This is a genomic window from Microbacterium sp. NPDC090003 (assembly GCF_044748385.1).
In the GTDB taxonomy this organism is placed as follows: Bacteria; Actinomycetota; Actinomycetes; order Actinomycetales; family Microbacteriaceae; genus Microbacterium.
In genome coordinates this window covers 357,012-373,958 of record NZ_JBIVFW010000001.1, presented here as the reverse complement: position 1 = coordinate 373,958, position 16,947 = coordinate 357,012, and the positions used below count along the sequence as shown (strand labels likewise).

The window sequence follows — 16,947 nt, the reverse complement described above, 5'->3', positions numbered from 1 at the left end:
GGGCCTTCTCGATGGTACCGCCAACCCCGGGGAATCCCCCGGGAGACGCACCCCCTGGCATGACGAAGGGGACCCGGCTACGATGCGCCGGATCCCCCTGTCGGGTCGCTCAGACGAGCGAACGCAGAACGTACTGCAGGATGCCGCCGTTGCGGTAGTAGTCCGCCTCACCGGGGGTGTCGATGCGCACGACCGCGTCGAACTCGACGGCCTGCTTGCCCTCGGGCGAGTGCTCGCTCGGCGTCGCCGTGACGCGCACCGTCTTGGGGGTGACGCCGTTGTTGAGCTCTTCCAGGCCCTCGATCGAGACGATCTCGGTGCCGTCGAGGCCCAGCGACTCCCAGCTCTCACCGGCGGGGAACTGCAGAGGGACGACGCCCATGCCGATCAGGTTGGAACGGTGGATGCGCTCGAAGCTCTCGGTGATGACCGCCTTGACGCCCAGCAGGCTGGTGCCCTTCGCCGCCCAGTCGCGCGACGAGCCGGAACCGTACTCCTTGCCACCGAAGATGACGAGGGGCGTGCCCTGCTCCTGGTAGTTCATGCTCGCGTCGTAGATGTAGGACTGGGGGCCGCCCGGCTGCGTGAAGTCGCGGGTGAAGCCACCCTCGACCACAGCACCGTCGTTGACCGCCGACACCATGAGGTTCTTCAGACGGATGTTCGCGAACGTGCCGCGGATCATCACCTCGTGGTTGCCGCGGCGCGAGCCGAAGGAGTTGAAGTCCTTGCGATCGACGCCGTGCTCGGTCAGGTACTGCGCGGCCGGCGTTCCCGGCTTGATGTTTCCGGCGGGCGAGATGTGGTCGGTGGTGACCGAGTCGCCGAGGGTCGCCATGACTCGAGCACCCTTGATGTCCTGCACCGGGGTCAGCTCCATCGTCATGCCCTCGAAGTACGGCGCCTTGCGCACGTAGGTCGACTCCTCGTCCCACTGGAAGATCGCGTCTTCGGGAGTGGGCAGGCTGCGCCAGCGCTCGTCACCGTCGAAGACGGTCGCGTACTGCTTGATGAACTGCTCGCGCGAGATCGACGAGTCGACGATCTCCTGCACCTCGTCGGGCGACGGCCAGATGTCCTTGAGGAAGACATCGTTGCCGTCACTGCCCTTGCCGAGGGAGTCGTTCTCGAAGTCGAAGTGCATCGAACCGGCCAGCGCGTACGCGATCACGAGCGGCGGGCTCGCGAGGTAGTTCATCTTCACGTCGGGGCTGATGCGACCCTCGAAGTTGCGGTTGCCCGAGAGCACCGCCGTGACGGCCAGGTCGTGCGAGTTGATCGCTTCGGAGACCTCTTCGATCAGCGGGCCGGAGTTTCCGATGCAGATCGTGCACCCGTAGCCGACGGTGTAGAAGCCGAGACCCTCGAGATCCTTGTCGAGACCGGACTTCTCGTAGTAGTCGGTGACGACCTTCGAGCCCGGGCCGAGAGTGGTCTTGACCCACGGCTTCTGCTTGAGCCCCTTCTCGAGCGCCTTCCGAGCGACGAGACCGGCGGCGATCATGACCGACGGGTTCGAGGTGTTGGTGCACGAGGTGATGGCGGCGAGCGTGACGGCGCCGTTGTCGAGGATGTACTTCTCGCCGTCAGGGGTCGTCACCGGCACGGGCGTCGAGACGTTCGCCGGTGCGCCGCTATTGATGTGCACGGGGCGCGTCGTGCGGGGCTCCTCTTCGCCGGGGACGTTACCCGGGTCGGATGCCGGGAACGAGTGCTTGGACTCGAGGTCGACGACGTCGTCGGAGGTGGACGCCGTCGCGTAGGCGAGGATGTCCTGCTCGAACTGCGACTTCGCCTCCGAGAGGAGGATGCGGTCCTGCGGGCGCTTCGGACCCGCGATCGACGGGACGACGGTCGCAAGGTCGAGCTCGAGGTACTCGCTGAAGACGGGCTCCTGCGAGGGGTCGTGCCACAGCTTCTGCGTCTTCGCGTACGCTTCGACGAGCGCGACGGCCTCTTCGCTGCGACCCGTGAGGCGCAGGTAGTCGAGCGTGACGTCGTCGATCGGGAAGATCGCGGCCGTCGACCCGAACTCGGGGCTCATGTTGCCGATGGTCGCACGGTTGGCGAGCGGCACGGATGCCACGCCCTCGCCGTAGAACTCGACGAACTTGCCGACCACGCCGTGCTTGCGCAGCTGGTCGGTGATGGTGAGAACGACATCGGTCGCCGTGACGCCGGCGGGGATCTCGCCGCTGAGCTTGAAGCCGACGACGCGCGGGATGAGCATCGAGACGGGCTGACCGAGCATCGCGGCCTCGGCCTCGATGCCACCGACGCCCCAGCCGAGCACACCGAGGCCGTTGACCATCGTCGTGTGCGAGTCGGTGCCGACACACGTGTCGGGGTACGCACGCAGGACGCCGCCGACCTCGCGGTCGTAGATGACCTTCGCCAGGTGCTCGATGTTCACCTGGTGCACGATGCCGGTTCCGGGCGGCACGACCTTGAAGTCGCTGAAGGCCGTCTGACCCCAGCGGAGGAACTGGTAGCGCTCGCCGTTGCGCTCGTACTCGATCTCGACGTTGCGCTCGAGAGCGTTCTCGGAGCCGAACAGATCGGCGATGACCGAGTGGTCGATGACCATCTCGGCCGGCGAGAGCGGGTTGATCTTGTTCGCGTCGCCGCCCAGTGCCGTGACGGCCTCGCGCATCGTGGCGAGGTCGACGATGCAGGGCACGCCGGTGAAGTCCTGCATCACGACGCGCGCCGGCGTGAACTGGATCTCGGTGTTCGGCTCGGCCGCGGCATCCCATGATCCGAGAGCCTCGATCTGCGCCTTCGTGACGTTCGCGCCATCCTCGGTGCGAAGGAGGTTCTCCAGCAGCACCTTGAGGCTGAAGGGGAGCTTGTCGAAACCGGGCACCGTGTCGATGCGGAAGATCTCGTAGTCGGTGCTGCCGACCGTCAGGGTGCTCTGGGCACCGAAGCTGTTCACCGTGGACACGATTCCGTCTCCTTCTGATCTGATGGAAGCGACAGGCGACTCCATCTTGCTCGCCTGGGAGGGGCCGGGGCTAGCAAGGCGGACCTAACCAGTCTGCGCCTTGGGCCCTCCAGGCAGAAGCCCTGCGATTTATCTTGATATCAAGATAAATCTATCACGCCTCCGAGGCCGTCTCCGCCGGGTCCGTCCCGCGCTTGTCCGGCGGATACAGCGCGCGTACGACGAGCCAGGTCACGGCGACCATCGGAGCGAACAGCGGGAGCCCCATGATCAGCTTGAGCGTGCCGAGCGCGGTCACCTCGCCCGCGAGGTACAGCGGGAGCTGTACGGCGAGCCGGGCGAAGAAGAGGGCAGACCAGGCCACGCCGAGCCAGAGGAACGCGCGGCGTTTGCGCCGATCCTGACGCCACGCCATCCCCTCCCCCATGAGGAAGCCCGCGGCGATGCCGATGAGCGACCACCCGACGAGCGCGGTGATGAGCAGGACCGTGCCGTACGCGGCGTTCGTGATCAGCCCGGGCACGAAGTTGTCCTGCCCGCGTCCGGTGATCAGCGCCAGCGCGGCGGCCGCGCCCGCAGCCACCAGCCCGCCGATCGCCGCCGAAGGCGGCGACTTCTGCAGCAGACGGACGACCGTGAACACGGCGGCGAGTCCCACCGACACTCCGAGGGCGAGGATGAGCGGCTCGGGCCGGATCGTGAACAGGACGACGAACGCGAGGCTCGGCAGGACCGACTCGAGGATCCCCCGCCACCCTCCGATAGCCGACCAGACCACGGTGTGCGTGTTCGCGCCCTCAGCCGGGTCGACACCGGCGCGGCGTGCCGCTCCGCTGAGAGCCGCGCCGAGGATCTCCGAGGCCGACTGCTCGCGGTCGCCCTGCGGGGTCCCCCCGCTCACGCCGATCCCGGCGTGGCCGGCATCTTCAGCGGAATGAGATCGCGAGGCGGCATCGGCGATCCACCGCGCACGACGACGATCGAGCGGAAGAGGTCCTCGACCTTCGCGGCGGCGTCGGGATCGGATGCCGCGGCACCGCCGATCACGCCGCGCAGGAACCACCGCGGACCGTCGATGCCGATGAAACGCGCGAGGCGGAGCCCGCTGCCCTCGTTCGCGGAGGCGGGCACCTCGGCCAACAGCTCCTTGCCGAGGGAACCCTCGCGCTCTTCGACGCGGCCACCCTGTGCCTTGACCTGGTCGCGCAGCTGGACCCGGGTCTCGTCCCAGAGCCCACCGGAGCGAGGCGCCGCGAAGGGCTGGACCTGCAGCGATGAGTCCGCGTAGTCGAGTCCGACGGCCACGATGCGCTTCGACTGCTCCTCGACCTCGAGACGGAGGTTGAGGCCCTCGCGCGGCAGGATCTTGATGCCGCCGAGGTCGATGTAGGGCCGGACGGGATTCGCCTCGGAGTCGTCGAAGGGGCCGTCGACGGCACGGTTCAGCGGTCCGGACTCCTGGGGAGTGGGGGTGTTGTCAGTCATTGCTCTTCCCTGCCTGATATCCGGTGGATCCGAATCCGCCTTCGCCGCGAACGCTCACGGGCAGCTCGTCGACCGGGTGGAACACGGCTCGCGTCACCGGCATGATGATCAGTTGCGCGATGCGATCGCCGACCGCCACATCGTACGCGCTCCTCGTATCGGTGTTGATCAGACTCACCTTGATCTCACCCCGGTAGCCCGCGTCGACGGTTCCCGGCGAGTTCACGATCGAGATGCCGTGCTTCGCCGCGAGACCGCTGCGCGGCACGACGAAGGCGGCATAGCCGTCCGGCAGCGCGATACGCACACCCGTGGCCACCAGGGCGCGCTCCCCCGGCTCGAGACGCACGGCCTCAGCGGCCGTCAGGTCCGCGCCGGCATCGCCGGGATGCGCATAGACCGGCGGTTGAGCGGCGATAATGGGGATATCAACGGAATCGGTCACCCCATGAGGCTAATGCAGAACCCCACCACCGACGCACGATCGCGCTACCGCGAGAGGCTCTCGCCGAGCCTGTGGCTCCTGGTCACGGTCGCTCTCGCCGGCCCCATGGTGGCCCTCATCTTCGTGCCGGTCGGCGCGACGATCGCCCTCGTCGCCGGAGCAGCCGTCTCCGCGCTCCTCGTGGCGCTCTCCATCGTCGTCACGCCGGTCGTCTCGGTGGAGGACGGGGTGCTGCGCGCCGGCCGTGCGCACATCGACGTCACCCATCTGGGCGCTCCGCTCGCGCTCACGGGCACCGATGCGAAAGCCGCACGCGGAACGGGACTGCCCGCCCGTGGGTGGCACCTCATCCGCGGCGGCATCGAGGGCATCGTCGTCGTCCCGAACGACGACCCAGCCGACCCGGTGACCGCGTGGACGATCTCGACCCGCACCCCCGACCGCCTCGCCGCGGCCATCCGCAGCGCTCAGCGTTGAGCGCGTCGTCCGTCACCGACCACCGCCCGCAGACGACAACGCGCCCCTGACCGCGAGGGTCGGGGCGCGTGATTCGTCGCGCTGAGCCGTCAGGCCGCGCATTCCTTGCAGATCGGGCCCGCGGCCTCTTCATGGTCGAGCTGCGAGCGGTGCTTCACGAGGAAACAGCTCATGCACGTGAACTCGTCCTGCTGCGCGGGCAGCACGACGACATCCAGCTCGAGGTCGGAGAGGTCGGCTCCGGGGAGGTCGAAGCTGGACGGGTTGTCGGCGTCCTCGTCTCCGGTCGATCCGGAGAGCTTGTCGGGAACGCGCTCCTTCAGGGCTTCGATCGACTCGGAGTCGTCTTCGCTCTTACGGGGGGCGTCGTAGTCGGTTGCCATGCGGTTAGATCTCCACATTCATGGTGCGAGTGGTGGTGCGCCGTCGGGTATTCGGCGGCCATAGTTTGCATGACCGAGAGGCATTTCGCAAATGCCGGTGCGATCGACAGAGCAAACTCGCGGCGCGCCCAGGGTATTCCCGCGCGGACGGGGCCATGCGTGACACCATGAATGCACACCCATCAGAGGGGCATTCGCATGGAAAACGTCACCATCGTCGGCACCGAGGCAGGAGTCCTCGTGCTCGCGACCGAGTCTGGCGAGCGGTTCGCGCTGGCCATCGACGACGTGCTGCAGCGCGAGCTGCGCAGGGCGACCCGGCAGGCCGAACCGGCCGCCCAGAAGCTCGCCGCCAGCCCGCGCGACATCCAGGCGCAGATCCGCGCCGGCCTCACGGCATCCGAGGTGTCCGCCCTGCTCGGCATCAGCGTCGATGACGTCGTGCGCTTCGAGGCACCGGTGCTCGCCGAGCGTGAGCACGTCATCGGACAGGCGCTCGCCGTTCCGGTCCTGATCGGCAGCGAGGTCGAACCGGACGCGCAGCCCACGTTCGGCACGGCCATCCGCGCCAAGCTCTCCGATGTCGCGGCGACCGCCGAGCGCTGGGCGAGCTGGAAAGAGGAGTCCGGCTGGATCATCAAGCTGGAGTTCACGGCGAACGAGGTCGATCATGACGCGCGGTGGAGCTTCGACCCCCGCCGCAGCGCGCTGTCGCCGCTGAACGCCGACGCCACCCAGCTCTCCCGTCAGGGTTCCCTCCCCGACGGACTCATTCCGCGACTCCGTGCCGTGGAGTCCGACCGCACCTCCTCGCCCTACAAGGACGACAGCCGGTTCGATTCCGGAGCGTTCGGCCCGCGCCTCGTGCCCTCACCCGAGGTCTCCGTCGAGGAGCCGCCCGCTCCCGAACGATCGAACGCAGCTGCGCAGGCCGCGGCCATCAACCGCGCGCCGGAGACGCAGAGCACCAATCCCGAGACCGCGGATCTGCTGGAGGCGCTCCGTCGCCGTCGCGGACAGCGCGAGGCGTCGCCGGTCATCGACGAAGCGCCGGCTGCAGAGCCGAGCCCGTCGGCCGGCGCGACCGACGACGAGCCGGATCGCAACCTGATCGCGCTCTTCGAGGACGCCTTCGAGCCGGAGCAGCCCGAGGAGACCCGCACGGACGCTCCCCCTGCCCCGCGCGACTCTTCCGAGTCGAACGATTCGTCCTCGCGCAAGCGTCGCCGCAACGCGATGCCCTCCTGGGACGAGATCGTCTTCGGAGCACGCACCGACGAGTGACCCTCGCGGGCTCAGTGCGCGAACGCACCCAGTCCGACCAGCGGCACCTGACGCTCCTCCGGAGTGAGCCCGCCGTGTTGTCCCACCATGCCGCGACCGCGTTGATCGGCGGCCGTGCCATCGTAGATCGCCCCGTTCCCCCGCGGCACGGCGAGCAGGTCACCGATGCGCGCCGCCGCGGCATCCGCGACCCGCGGTCCGAACAGCCCTGCGGCCACCGCCTCGTTCCGTGAGACGACGTCGGCGAGGCCCGCGAGGTCGGAACGCCACCGCTCGATGACCGCCTCGGCGTCGGATGCGGGTTCGAGATAGGCATGGATCATGCGCGGCTCTCCCCCCACGTGCCGGACACCCGCCAGGTGAGCCTCGTCGAGAACGATCTGCCGCCGTTCGGGAACGTCGATCATGCCGTGATCCGACGTGACCAGCGCTCCCACGCCAGAGGGCACGCGTGCCGAGAGCGCCGCATCCACGTCCTCGAGCGCAGCCAACCACTCCGCCGACGCCATCCCGTGCTTGTGCCCCGCTTTGTCGACCTCGGGCAGATAGCAGTAGACCAGGGAACCGGGGTTCTGTTCGGCGAGGGCGTAGGCGAGTCGCACGCGGTCGGCCGCACGCGCCTCTGCAGCGAAGGCCGCGCCGCGCATGGTCGCACGGGTGAACCCGCTCTGCGCATACGCGGCGAGTCCGACCGCGAACGCCCCGAGCCCGGCCGTCGCGGCACGCTCGAAGATCGTCGGAGCCATCTGCCAGGTCGCAGGGTCCAGCCCCTCGCTCTCCCATCCCGTGAGCTGATTGACGAGGAGGTCACGATCCGGGTCGATGACCCGGTACCCCATCAGCCCGTGCTCGCCCGGCCAGACGCCGGTGAGGATGCTCGTCAACGCCGAGGCCGTCGTCGAGGGGAAGACCGATGTCGCGACGTCGCGCTTGGTCATCTGCGCCGTCAGGTTGCGGGCATGACCGGCGTGCGCACGCAGCCCGATGGCACCGAGCCCGTCGATGACGACGAGCACGACCGACGACGCTCGCGGAAGACGCCCGGCATCGCCGTGCAATGCGGAGAACACGTCGTCCGCCACCCCGACGATGCTCCGGGCTGACGCGGACTCGGACGGTAGCATGAGGGACACCCGAGCCAGTCTGACACAGGCTCCCGCACGCCCTCAGGAACCCCATGCCGAAAACGCCGCCGCCCGAGCCCGTCGAGGAGCGCATCCAGGACATCGATCTCTCCAGCGAGATGCAGGGGTCCTTCCTCGAGTACGCGTACTCCGTGATCTACTCGCGCGCCCTCCCCGATGCCCGCGACGGCCTCAAGCCCGTGCAGCGTCGAATCCTGTACCAGATGGCGGAGATGGGGTTGCGTCCCGACCGCGGACACGTCAAGAGCGCCCGCGTCGTCGGCGAGGTCATGGGGAAGCTGCACCCGCACGGCGACTCGGCGATCTACGACGCACTGGTGCGCCTCGCTCAGGACTTCGCCCTCCGCGTGCCGCTCGTCGACGGGCACGGCAACTTCGGCTCGCTCGACGACGGCCCCGCCGCCGCGCGCTACACGGAGGCGCGCCTCGCCGCCTCGGCCCTCGCGCTCACCGAGAACCTCGATGAGGACGTCGTCGACTTCATCCCCAACTACGACGGTCAGTTCCAGCAGCCGGCCGTGCTGCCGGCTGCGTTCCCCAACCTCCTGGTCAACGGCGCGAGCGGTATCGCCGTGGGCATGGCGACCAACATGGCGCCGCACAACCTGATCGAGGTCGTGGCCGCCGCGACGCACCTGCTCGAGCACCCGGACGCCACGACCGAAGAGCTCATGGAGTACGTTCCGGGACCGGACTTCCCATCCGGCGGAGTCCTCATGGGCCTCGACGGCGTCAAGGATGCATACACGACCGGGCGCGGCGCGCTCAAGGTGCGGGGGAAGGTGTCGATCGAGCCGCTCGGCCCACGGCGCACCGGCATCATCGTCTCCGAGCTGCCGTACATGGTCGGACCCGAGCGACTGATCGAGAAGATCCGGGATGCCGTCCAGGCGAAGAAGCTCCAGGGCATCAGCGACGTCACCGACCTCACGGATCGTAACCACGGTCTGCGCGTCGCGATCGGGATCAAGACCGGTTTCGACCCGAACGCCGTGCTCGAGCAGCTGTACCGCCTCACCCCCCTCGAGGACTCGTTCAACATCAACAACGTCGCGCTCGTGGACGGCCAGCCCCGCACGCTCGGCCTCAAGGAGATGCTCAGCGTCTACGTGGCGCACCGGCTGGAGGTCATCACCCGCCGCAGTCGCTACCGTCTGGCCCGGCGCGAAGAGCGTCTGCATCTCGTCGAGGGCCTCCTGATCGCGATCCTCGACATCGACGAGGTCATCCAGGTCATCCGCTCGTCCGACGATTCCGAGCAGGCACGCACCAAGCTGCGCGACGTGTTCGATCTCAGCGAGCTCCAGGCCGAGTACATCCTCGAGCTTCGCCTGCGTCGACTCACCAAGTTCTCGCGCATCGAACTCGAAGCAGAGCGCGATGCTCTCCTCGCCGACATCGCGGCGCTCCGCGAGCTCCTGGGCAGCGACGCGCTGCTGCGTCAGGCGGTCGCCACCGAACTCGACGCCGCCGCGGACGCCTACGGCACCCCGCGCCGCACGTTGCTCATGAACGCCGCACCGCCGAAGCCCCGTGCGACGAAGGGCGCCGCCGACCTGCAGATCGCGGACGCTCCGACCGTCCTCGTGCTGTCGACGACCGGACGCGCGGTTCGGGTCGACCTCGTCGACGGACAGGAGCTCACGGTTCCCGCGCGCCGTAGCAAGCACGATGCGATCCTCGCCACGATCGAGACGACGGTTCGGGCGGAGATCGGCGCGCTGACGAGCGCGGGGCGCGTCGTCCGGTTCTCCCCCGTCGACCTGCCCTCGGTGCCCTCCAGCTCGGTGCAGCTCGCCGCAGGCACGCCGCTGCGCGACTACCTCGGGATCACCACCCGCGGAGAACGCATCCTCGGATTCGTTCGCTTCGACAGTGAGACCCCCATCGCGCTGGGGACGGCGCAGGGAACGGTGAAGCGCATCGTCCCGACATCGATTCCCGTTCGCCCGGACATCGAGGTCATCGCGATGAAGGCCGGGGACTCCGTCGTGGGTGCCGCGGACGCACCCGACGACTCCGAGGTGGTGTTCGTCACCACCGACGCCCAACTGCTGCGTTTCTCGGCTTCGGCCGTGCGCCCGCAGGGCGCCCCCGCGGGAGGCATGGCCGGCGTGAAGCTCGGGGCGGGGGCATCCGTGCTCTTCTTCGGCGTCGTCGGCGCGGGATCGGATGCCGTCGTGGCGACGGTCTCGGGCTCCGACAGCATCCTCCCCGGCACCGATGCAGGTCGGGCGAAGGTGTCGTCGTTCACGGAGTACCCGGCGAAGGGCCGTGCCACAGGGGGCGTGCGTGCGCATGCCTTCCTGAAGGGTGAGGACCGATTGACGGTGGCGTGGGTCGGGCCGAGCCCCGCGCAGGCCGTCGACCCGACCGGCGCCGTGCGGAGGCTGCCCGAGTCCGGCGCACGACGCGACGCCTCGGGTCAGCCGACGGACGGTGTCATCGGGAGCATCGGTCGCACGCTCGTCTGATCCTTCCCACGCTCATCGCATCGCGGTGACGAAGGATTCCTCGGCGAGGATCTCCAGGAGTGCCGTGGATGTCTCGTCCGGCGCATCCCAGGTGAGGATGTGTCCGGCGTCGGGAACGACGCGCTCATCGACGCCTTCGGCCTCCGCCCACCGAGGCATGGCTGCTGCGATGTTGCCGGTGCGATCTTCGGCCCCGCGGATGAGTCCGAGCGGTACGGGCGAGCGGTATCCCGGCTCGGGGGCGATCAGCGAGGCTGTCGCGCGCCAGACATCGAGGAAGACCGACTTCGGCGTGCGGGCGAACATCTCCTCTGTGCGAGCGATCGCGCCTGCCGTCACTGCCGAGGCACGCGCCATGATCCCAGGGAGCCGGCGAGACGGCACCAGGGCGAGCGTCGGAGCGGCGAGACGAAGGGCGAAGCGTTCCGCATGCGAAAGCGGTCCCGCGTTCCAGCTCGCATCCATCACCACCACTCCGCTCACCCGGGCGGGCTGAGCTGCCGCGTAGGCCTGCGCGAGGTTGCCGCCCAGCGAATGGCCGACGATCACGGCTCGCGCGATCCGGCACTCGGCCAACAGCGCCGTGATGTCGCCGAGAGCCTCACGCGCCGAGAACCGCACCCCCTCGTCGAGAGCGGACGCCCCATGCCCGCGGAGGTCTGAACGGAGCACACGCAAGCCGGCAGCAGTCAGCGCCTCCGCCTGCGCGTCGAACATCGTGTGATCCATCCCGGCACCGTGCACGAGCAGCACCGGTCGCCCGTCTCCCCCGCCGTCGGCGAAGGCGATCACCGCCCCCGGCCGCGCCAGGCGTCGGTCGAGGGTGTCCACGTTCCGACCCTACGACGACCTAGGCGTCGATCGCCTCGCGCGACAGCCGGTCGGAGGAATCGATGATGAACTCGCGGCGCGGAGCGACCTCGTTGCCCATCAACAGCTCGAAGACGCGGCCGGCCGCTTCGGCATCCTCCATGCGCACGCGGCGGAGCAGGCGCCCGGATCGGTCCATCGTGGTGTTCGCCAACTGCTCCGCATCCATCTCACCGAGACCCTTGTAGCGCTGGATCGGCTCCTGCCAGCGCTTGCCGGCCTTGCGGAGCTTGGCCAGCAACGCGTGCATCTCCTGCTCGCTGTAGGTGTAGATCGTCTCGTTCGGCTTGGAGCCCGGGTTCATGACGACCACGCGATGCAGCGGCGGCACGGCGGCGAACACACGGCCGTGCTCGATGAGCGGCCGCATGTAGCGGAAGAAGAGAGTGAGCAGCAGGGTGCGGATGTGAGCGCCGTCGACGTCGGCATCGCTCATCAGGATCACCTTGCCGTACCGCGCGGCGTCGATGTCGAAGCTGCGCCCCGAGCCGGCACCGATCACCTGGATGATGGATGCGCACTCCGCGTTCGAGAGCATGTCGCCGATCGACGCCTTCTGCACATTGAGGATCTTTCCGCGGATGGGGAGAAGCGCCTGGAACTCGCTGTTGCGCGCATTCTTCGCCGTCCCCAGGGCCGAGTCGCCCTCCACGATGAAGAGCTCGCTGCGCTCCACCTCGTTCGTGCGGCAGTCGACGAGCTTGGTCGGCAGCGTCGACGATTCGAGAGCGTTCTTACGACGCTGCGTCTCCTTGTGGGCGCGCGCCGAGACGCGGGCCTTCATCTCGGCGACGATCTTGTCGAGCAGCTGAGTGGCCTGGCTCTTGTCGTCGCGCTTCGTCGAGCTGAAGCGCGCGGCGAGATCCTTGCGGATCACCTGGGCCACGATCTGGCGCACGGCGGGCGTACCGAGAACCTCCTTGGTCTGACCCTCGAACTGCGGCTCGGGGACGTTGACCGTGAGCACGGCCGTGAGGCCGGCGAGCACGTCGTCCTTCTCGAGCTTGTCGTTGCCGACCTTGAGTCTGCGGGCGTTCTGCTCCACCTGTGCGCGCAGCACCTTGAGCAGTTCCTGATCGAAGCCCTGCTGATGCGTGCCGCCCTTGGGCGTCGCGATGATGTTGACGAACGACCGCGTCGTGGTCTCGTAGCCCGTCCCCCATCGCATTGCGATGTCGACCTTGCAGACGCGCTCCACCTCGGTCGCGACCATGTGGCCGTCGGCCTGCAGCACGGGAACGGTCTCCGTGAACGTCCCCTCGCCCTGCACGCGCCACGTGTCGGTGACGGGCGGATCGGTGGCGAGGTAGTCGACGAACTCCGAGATGCCGCCCTCGTAGTGGTAGCTCGTCTCGACGCTCTCCTCCGCACGCTCGTCGCGCACGACGATCTCGAGCCCGGGCACGAGGAACGCGGTCTGACGGGCGCGCGTCTCGAGGTCGCCGAGCTGGAAGGCGGCGTCCTTCGTGAAGATCTGGCGGTCGGCCCAGTATCGGATGCGTGTACCGGTGACACCCCGAGGTGCCTTGCCGACGACGCGCAGCTCGCTCTTCTGCTCGAACGGGGTGAACGCCGCATCCGGACGCTTGCCGTCACGGTCGTCGAAGAGACCGGGCTCGCCGCGGTGGAACGACATCGCGTAGGTCTTGCCGCCTCGATCCACCTCGACGTCGAGGCGCTCGGAGAGCGCGTTCACGACAGAGGCGCCGACGCCGTGCAGACCACCGGAGGCGGCGTACGACCCTCCACCGAACTTGCCGCCGGCATGCAGTTTGGTGAACACGACCTCGACACCGGTCAGACCGGTGCGCGGCTCGACGTCGACGGGGATGCCGCGACCGTTGTCGTGCACCTCGACGCTGCCGTCCGGGTGCAGGATCACGTCGATCTTCGCACCGTTCCCTGCGACGGCTTCGTCGACGGCGTTGTCGATGATCTCCCAGAGGCAGTGCATGAGCCCGGGCGATCCGTTCGAGCCGATGTACATACCGGGACGCTTGCGGACAGCCTCGAGGCCTTCGAGCACCTGGAGATGATGGGCGGAATACTCGGCGGTCACAATCTCCGATTCTATGTTCGAACACCCCGCGCGGCTCGCCGACACTCCCCTGACCGCCCGACCGCGTACCGCGCGCGTACGCGGTGAGCGAAACACGCCGTGATCCGGGCATGCTCCCACCCACTCCGTGGTTGTATTGAGCACGCTCCCCAGCGAACCCGAATCGAGGAGGCACCGAGATGAACGCAACGACCGAACGCCAGACCTCCGTGGTCGAGTTCCGCCTGACCGCAGCCGACCGCTGCGATTCGTGCGGCGCACAGGCCTACATCGCAGCCGAGGTCAACGGCTCCGAGCTCCTGTTCTGCGCCCACCACGGACGCAAGTACGAAGAGAAGCTCCGAGCCATCGCGACGAGCTGGCACGATGAGACCGCGCGTCTCGTCGAAGCCGTCTGAGTCCGACCCGAGCCCACGAAGGCCCTCCCGCGGTGACGCGTCGAGGGCCTTCTGCATGCCCCCGCGCAGCGCCGCGAGTGCGTCCCTGCTTCTACGTCAGATCACGACGCGGCGCACGCGCGAGGTCAGCCGGGTGAGGATCTCCTCGCCCACGGTGTCGATCCGCTCGGCGAGCGTCGTCGCAGACGACTCCCCCCACTCGCCCGCACCGAAGAAGCGCACGACGTCACCCACGGCCGCGCCCGGCCACCCCGCGACGACGCTCCGGGTGTGATCGATGCTGCGCAGCTCCCGCGCGCCCTGCGGGGTGCCGACGGCGACACCCGCGAGAGTCGAGGGGATGCCGTCGAAGCTCCCGATCGCCACGATCGCGTCGCCGTCGACGACGTCGACCACCGAGGCGGTCAGCGTCGCGACCGGACGGATGCCGTCGAGCTCAGGACCGTCGGCCGAGCGGACGCCGTAGCAGAACGCGCCGATCCGTGAGAGCGAGCCGCGCAACTCGGGCCGCCACCACGAGGCAGCGGACGCCGTCAGATGGAGGAAGGTCGGAGCAGCACCGGTGTCGCCGACGTGTCGCACCGCCTCGAGGAAGACCGCCTGGGCCTCGTCGTCCTCGGCATCGCTCGCTTCCGCGATGTGGCTCCAGACGCCGACGACCTCCAGCGCACCGGCGGCCTCGGCGGCCCGTGCGGTCGCGACGGCATCCGCCCAGTCCTCCGGCAGGATGCCGCTGCGGTGCAGGCCGGTGTCGATCTTGAGGTGCACGCGCGCGCGCACCTCCATCGCCGCCGCGCGGTCGATCACCCGCTCGAGGTATTCCGCCGTGCCGATGCCCAGGTCGACGTCGTGCAGCAGCGCCTCGTCGATCTCCGCGTCGGTGGAGGTCGCCCACGCGAAGATGCGCGCGCGGCCGCCCGCGACCCGCCGCACGTCGATGGCGCTGCGCACGTCGAAGCTCCCGATCCAGCCCACGCCGGACTCGATCGCCGTCTCGACCGCCCACGGCAGGCCGTGGCCGTACGCGTCGTCCTTCACGACGAGCATGAGCTCGGACGGCGCGATACGCCGCCGCACCGCGGCGATGTTGGCACGCAGCACGTTTCCGTCGAGCCGCAGTTCGGGACGCGTCATACCTCCCACCCCCGATCCGCATGGATGCCGGCGACCGTGACGAGCTCGGGCATCGTGAGCCCGGTGACCTCGGCCCATCGCGCCAATCCGGGGGCGGCGGGACCCGCGCCGCCGAAGTAGGTCGCTTCGGTTCCGACCGCGGCATCCGCCCCGCCGAGATCGACAACGCAGACGTCCATCGCGACACGCCCGACGATCGGACACTCGCGTCCGTCGATCTCGACGGACGCGCGATTACCGAGGGCCCGCATGATTCCTTGGGCGTAACCGCCGGTGATGAGCGCCACCGTGGTGTCGGTCTCCGCCCGGAACGTGTAGCCGTACGACACTGCATCGCCCGCCCGCAGGCGCTTGGTCGAGAGCACGAGCCCGTGCAGGCGCATCACGGCTCGGACCGGCACCGCGCCGTCGCGATCGGGAAGGCCGTAGAGCAGGGCGGAGTCGATGTCGGCCTCGTCGTCGAGCGTCGCCTCGATTCCTTCGAGCGCCAGTGCCTCGAGCACGCCCTGCGAATCGACGAGCACGCCCTCCGCGCCGGCCGCCGTCACCGCGTGCGCGACGGCGAGCACGCCGTGCCCCCAGGCATCGCGTCGCAGGTCGGCGACGCTCCCGCCCGCGTGGAGCGCAGCGGCAGCGCCGGAGGCCAGAGCGGAGCGGGAGATCATCGCCCGAGGACGGGCACTCGAAGTCGTCTCACGCACGCTTTCCAGCCTATCGGTGTCTCCCAGGCGCCGACCGGCGCCCACCGTAGACTGGGGAGAACCCCTCTCACCTTCGGAGTCACATGTCACGTCTTTCCCTCGCGCCCCGCATCCGCTATCTGATGGGACGCGCACGGCGCATCGATGTCGGATCGGTCGTCGAACGCGCGAAGGAGGCGTCCGAGCAGCACCACAAGGCCGTGCCCGCCATCGTCGTCGACATGCTCTGGTCGGCGGCACGGCACAACGTCGGATTCCAGGACTACATCGACTACGACTTCGCGATGCTCACGCGCGCGGAGCGTGAGACGTACATGACCCACCCCGTCTCCAACCAGCTGTCTCAGCGCTACGACCACCCCGACTTCCGGTGGATCTTCCAGGACAAGGTGGAGTTCGACAAGCACTTCTCCGCCCACCTGCATCGGGAGTGGCTGGTGGTCGAGGAGGGCAACGCCGACGCCGTGCGCGAACTCACGCAGCGTCTCGGCACGATCGTCACCAAGGAGCCGGTCGGCCAGGCCGGCACCGGTGTGCACCGCTACCACGCGGCCGACATCGAGGACTGGGACGAATTCCACCGCGGGCTCCTCAATCGGGGCGAACTCCTCATCGAAGAGGTCATCCGCCAGCACGACGCCCTCGCCGCGGTCTGCCCCGGCACCGTCAACACCACCAGGATCACGGCGTTTTTCGACGGAGAGAAGGCGCATATCCTCGCGATGGCGCAGAAGTTCGGTCGCGGGGCGGTGAGCGATCAGATGACTTTCGGCGGCTTCTACACGATGCTCGACCAGAACGGCCACGCCGTGGGCGCCGGGTACGACTCCCACGGGCACGTTCACGAGACGCACCCCGACTCCGGCTTCCGGATCGCAGACTTCCAGCTGCCGTACATGGATGAGGTGCGCGCCTTCATCGATCAGGTCGCACGCGTCGTTCCGCAGGTGCAGTACGTCGGTTGGGACATCGTCGTCTCCCCCGACGGCCCTGTCCTCGTCGAGGGCAACTGGGGCGCGGGAGTGTATGAGAACAAGCCGAGCGTGACGGGTATCCGCACGGGGCACAAGCCGCGCTATCGCGAGGTCATCGGCTTCTGAGACACAGACGGAAGGGCCCCGGATGCCGAAGCATCCGGGGCCCTT

Annotated in this window: 15 protein-coding genes; 5 read left to right on the top strand and 10 right to left on the bottom strand. The window is 68.6% G+C overall.

The window, feature by feature from the left end:
• Positions 1-109: 109 nt before the first annotated feature.
• The 4 genes from ACIPVN_RS01835 to dut form a co-directional block, all read right to left on the bottom strand.
• Entirely contained in the window at positions 110-2,947 is a 2,838-nt protein-coding gene (locus ACIPVN_RS01835; RefSeq protein WP_400438680.1) for an aconitate hydratase, read from the bottom strand.
• A gap of 154 nt (positions 2,948-3,101) precedes the next feature.
• Positions 3,102-3,848: a DUF3159 domain-containing protein gene (locus ACIPVN_RS01830; protein WP_400438677.1), complete on the bottom strand. Its 747-nt coding sequence runs from the start codon at positions 3,846-3,848 to the stop codon at positions 3,102-3,104.
• A complete protein-coding gene (locus tag ACIPVN_RS01825) occupies positions 3,845-4,432 on the bottom strand; it encodes a DUF3710 domain-containing protein (protein WP_400438675.1) in 588 nt (195 codons plus the stop codon). Before ACIPVN_RS01825 ends, ACIPVN_RS01830 begins: the two co-directional genes overlap by 4 nt.
• The gene (gene dut, locus ACIPVN_RS01820) at positions 4,425-4,877 is read right to left on the bottom strand and encodes a dUTP diphosphatase (RefSeq protein WP_400438672.1); all 453 of its coding nucleotides are present in this window, start codon (positions 4,875-4,877) and stop codon (positions 4,425-4,427) included. The genes ACIPVN_RS01825 and dut overlap by 8 nt, the downstream gene beginning before the upstream one ends.
• A gap of 12 nt (positions 4,878-4,889) precedes the next feature.
• Here dut and ACIPVN_RS01815 point away from each other — a divergent pair, with 12 nt between their 5' ends.
• Positions 4,890-5,354 carry a DUF3093 domain-containing protein gene (locus tag ACIPVN_RS01815; RefSeq protein WP_400438669.1) on the top strand — a complete coding sequence of 155 codons (465 nt, stop codon included), beginning with the start codon at positions 4,890-4,892 and terminating at the stop codon, positions 5,352-5,354.
• Between the two features lie 89 nt (positions 5,355-5,443).
• Here ACIPVN_RS01815 and ACIPVN_RS01810 read toward each other — a convergent pair whose 3' ends face one another.
• Positions 5,444-5,737 carry a DUF4193 domain-containing protein gene (locus ACIPVN_RS01810; protein WP_247622371.1) on the bottom strand — a complete coding sequence of 98 codons (294 nt, stop codon included), beginning with the start codon at positions 5,735-5,737 and terminating at the stop codon, positions 5,444-5,446.
• Positions 5,738-5,935: 198 nt separating this feature from the next.
• Here ACIPVN_RS01810 and sepH point away from each other — a divergent pair, with 198 nt between their 5' ends.
• The gene (sepH, locus tag ACIPVN_RS01805) at positions 5,936-7,021 is read left to right on the top strand and encodes a septation protein SepH (protein ID WP_400438666.1); all 1,086 of its coding nucleotides are present in this window, start codon (positions 5,936-5,938) and stop codon (positions 7,019-7,021) included.
• An 11-nt stretch (positions 7,022-7,032) separates the two neighbouring features.
• Here the strand turns inward: sepH and ACIPVN_RS01800 are convergent, their stop codons facing one another.
• Entirely contained in the window at positions 7,033-8,103 is a 1,071-nt protein-coding gene (locus tag ACIPVN_RS01800) for an alkaline phosphatase family protein (protein ID WP_400438664.1), read from the bottom strand.
• Positions 8,104-8,198: 95 nt separating this feature from the next.
• Here ACIPVN_RS01800 and ACIPVN_RS01795 point away from each other — a divergent pair, with 95 nt between their 5' ends.
• Positions 8,199-10,640 carry a DNA topoisomerase (ATP-hydrolyzing) subunit A gene (locus ACIPVN_RS01795; protein WP_400438661.1) on the top strand — a complete coding sequence of 814 codons (2,442 nt, stop codon included), beginning with the start codon at positions 8,199-8,201 and terminating at the stop codon, positions 10,638-10,640.
• A gap of 12 nt (positions 10,641-10,652) precedes the next feature.
• On the opposite strand, the gene ACIPVN_RS01790 is transcribed toward ACIPVN_RS01795, so the two are convergent.
• Together ACIPVN_RS01790 and ACIPVN_RS01785 are read right to left on the bottom strand one after the other, a co-directional pair.
• Positions 10,653-11,471: an alpha/beta fold hydrolase gene (locus ACIPVN_RS01790; protein WP_400438659.1), complete on the bottom strand. Its 819-nt coding sequence runs from the start codon at positions 11,469-11,471 to the stop codon at positions 10,653-10,655.
• A 19-nt stretch (positions 11,472-11,490) separates the two neighbouring features.
• Positions 11,491-13,569, bottom strand: a complete 2,079-nt coding sequence (locus tag ACIPVN_RS01785) for a type IIA DNA topoisomerase subunit B (RefSeq protein ID WP_400438656.1) — start codon at positions 13,567-13,569, stop codon at positions 11,491-11,493.
• 179 nt (positions 13,570-13,748) lie between these two features.
• Between ACIPVN_RS01785 and ACIPVN_RS01780 the strand changes: the two genes are divergently transcribed.
• Positions 13,749-13,967, top strand: a complete 219-nt coding sequence (locus tag ACIPVN_RS01780) for a hypothetical protein (RefSeq protein WP_400438653.1) — start codon at positions 13,749-13,751, stop codon at positions 13,965-13,967.
• 96 nt (positions 13,968-14,063) lie between these two features.
• Here ACIPVN_RS01780 and ACIPVN_RS01775 read toward each other — a convergent pair whose 3' ends face one another.
• Entirely contained in the window at positions 14,064-15,101 is a 1,038-nt protein-coding gene (locus ACIPVN_RS01775; RefSeq protein WP_400438650.1) for an alanine racemase, read from the bottom strand.
• Positions 15,098-15,802 carry an alanine racemase C-terminal domain-containing protein gene (locus ACIPVN_RS01770; RefSeq protein WP_400438647.1) on the bottom strand — a complete coding sequence of 235 codons (705 nt, stop codon included), beginning with the start codon at positions 15,800-15,802 and terminating at the stop codon, positions 15,098-15,100. The genes ACIPVN_RS01775 and ACIPVN_RS01770 overlap by 4 nt, the downstream gene beginning before the upstream one ends.
• Positions 15,803-15,885: 83 nt before the next feature.
• On the opposite strand from ACIPVN_RS01770, the gene ACIPVN_RS01765 reads away from it, so the two are divergent.
• Complete coding sequence (locus ACIPVN_RS01765; RefSeq protein ID WP_400438644.1) at positions 15,886-16,902, top strand: sugar-transfer associated ATP-grasp domain-containing protein; 1,017 nt, start codon at positions 15,886-15,888, stop codon at positions 16,900-16,902.
• The last annotated feature ends 45 nt before the right edge of the window (positions 16,903-16,947 follow it).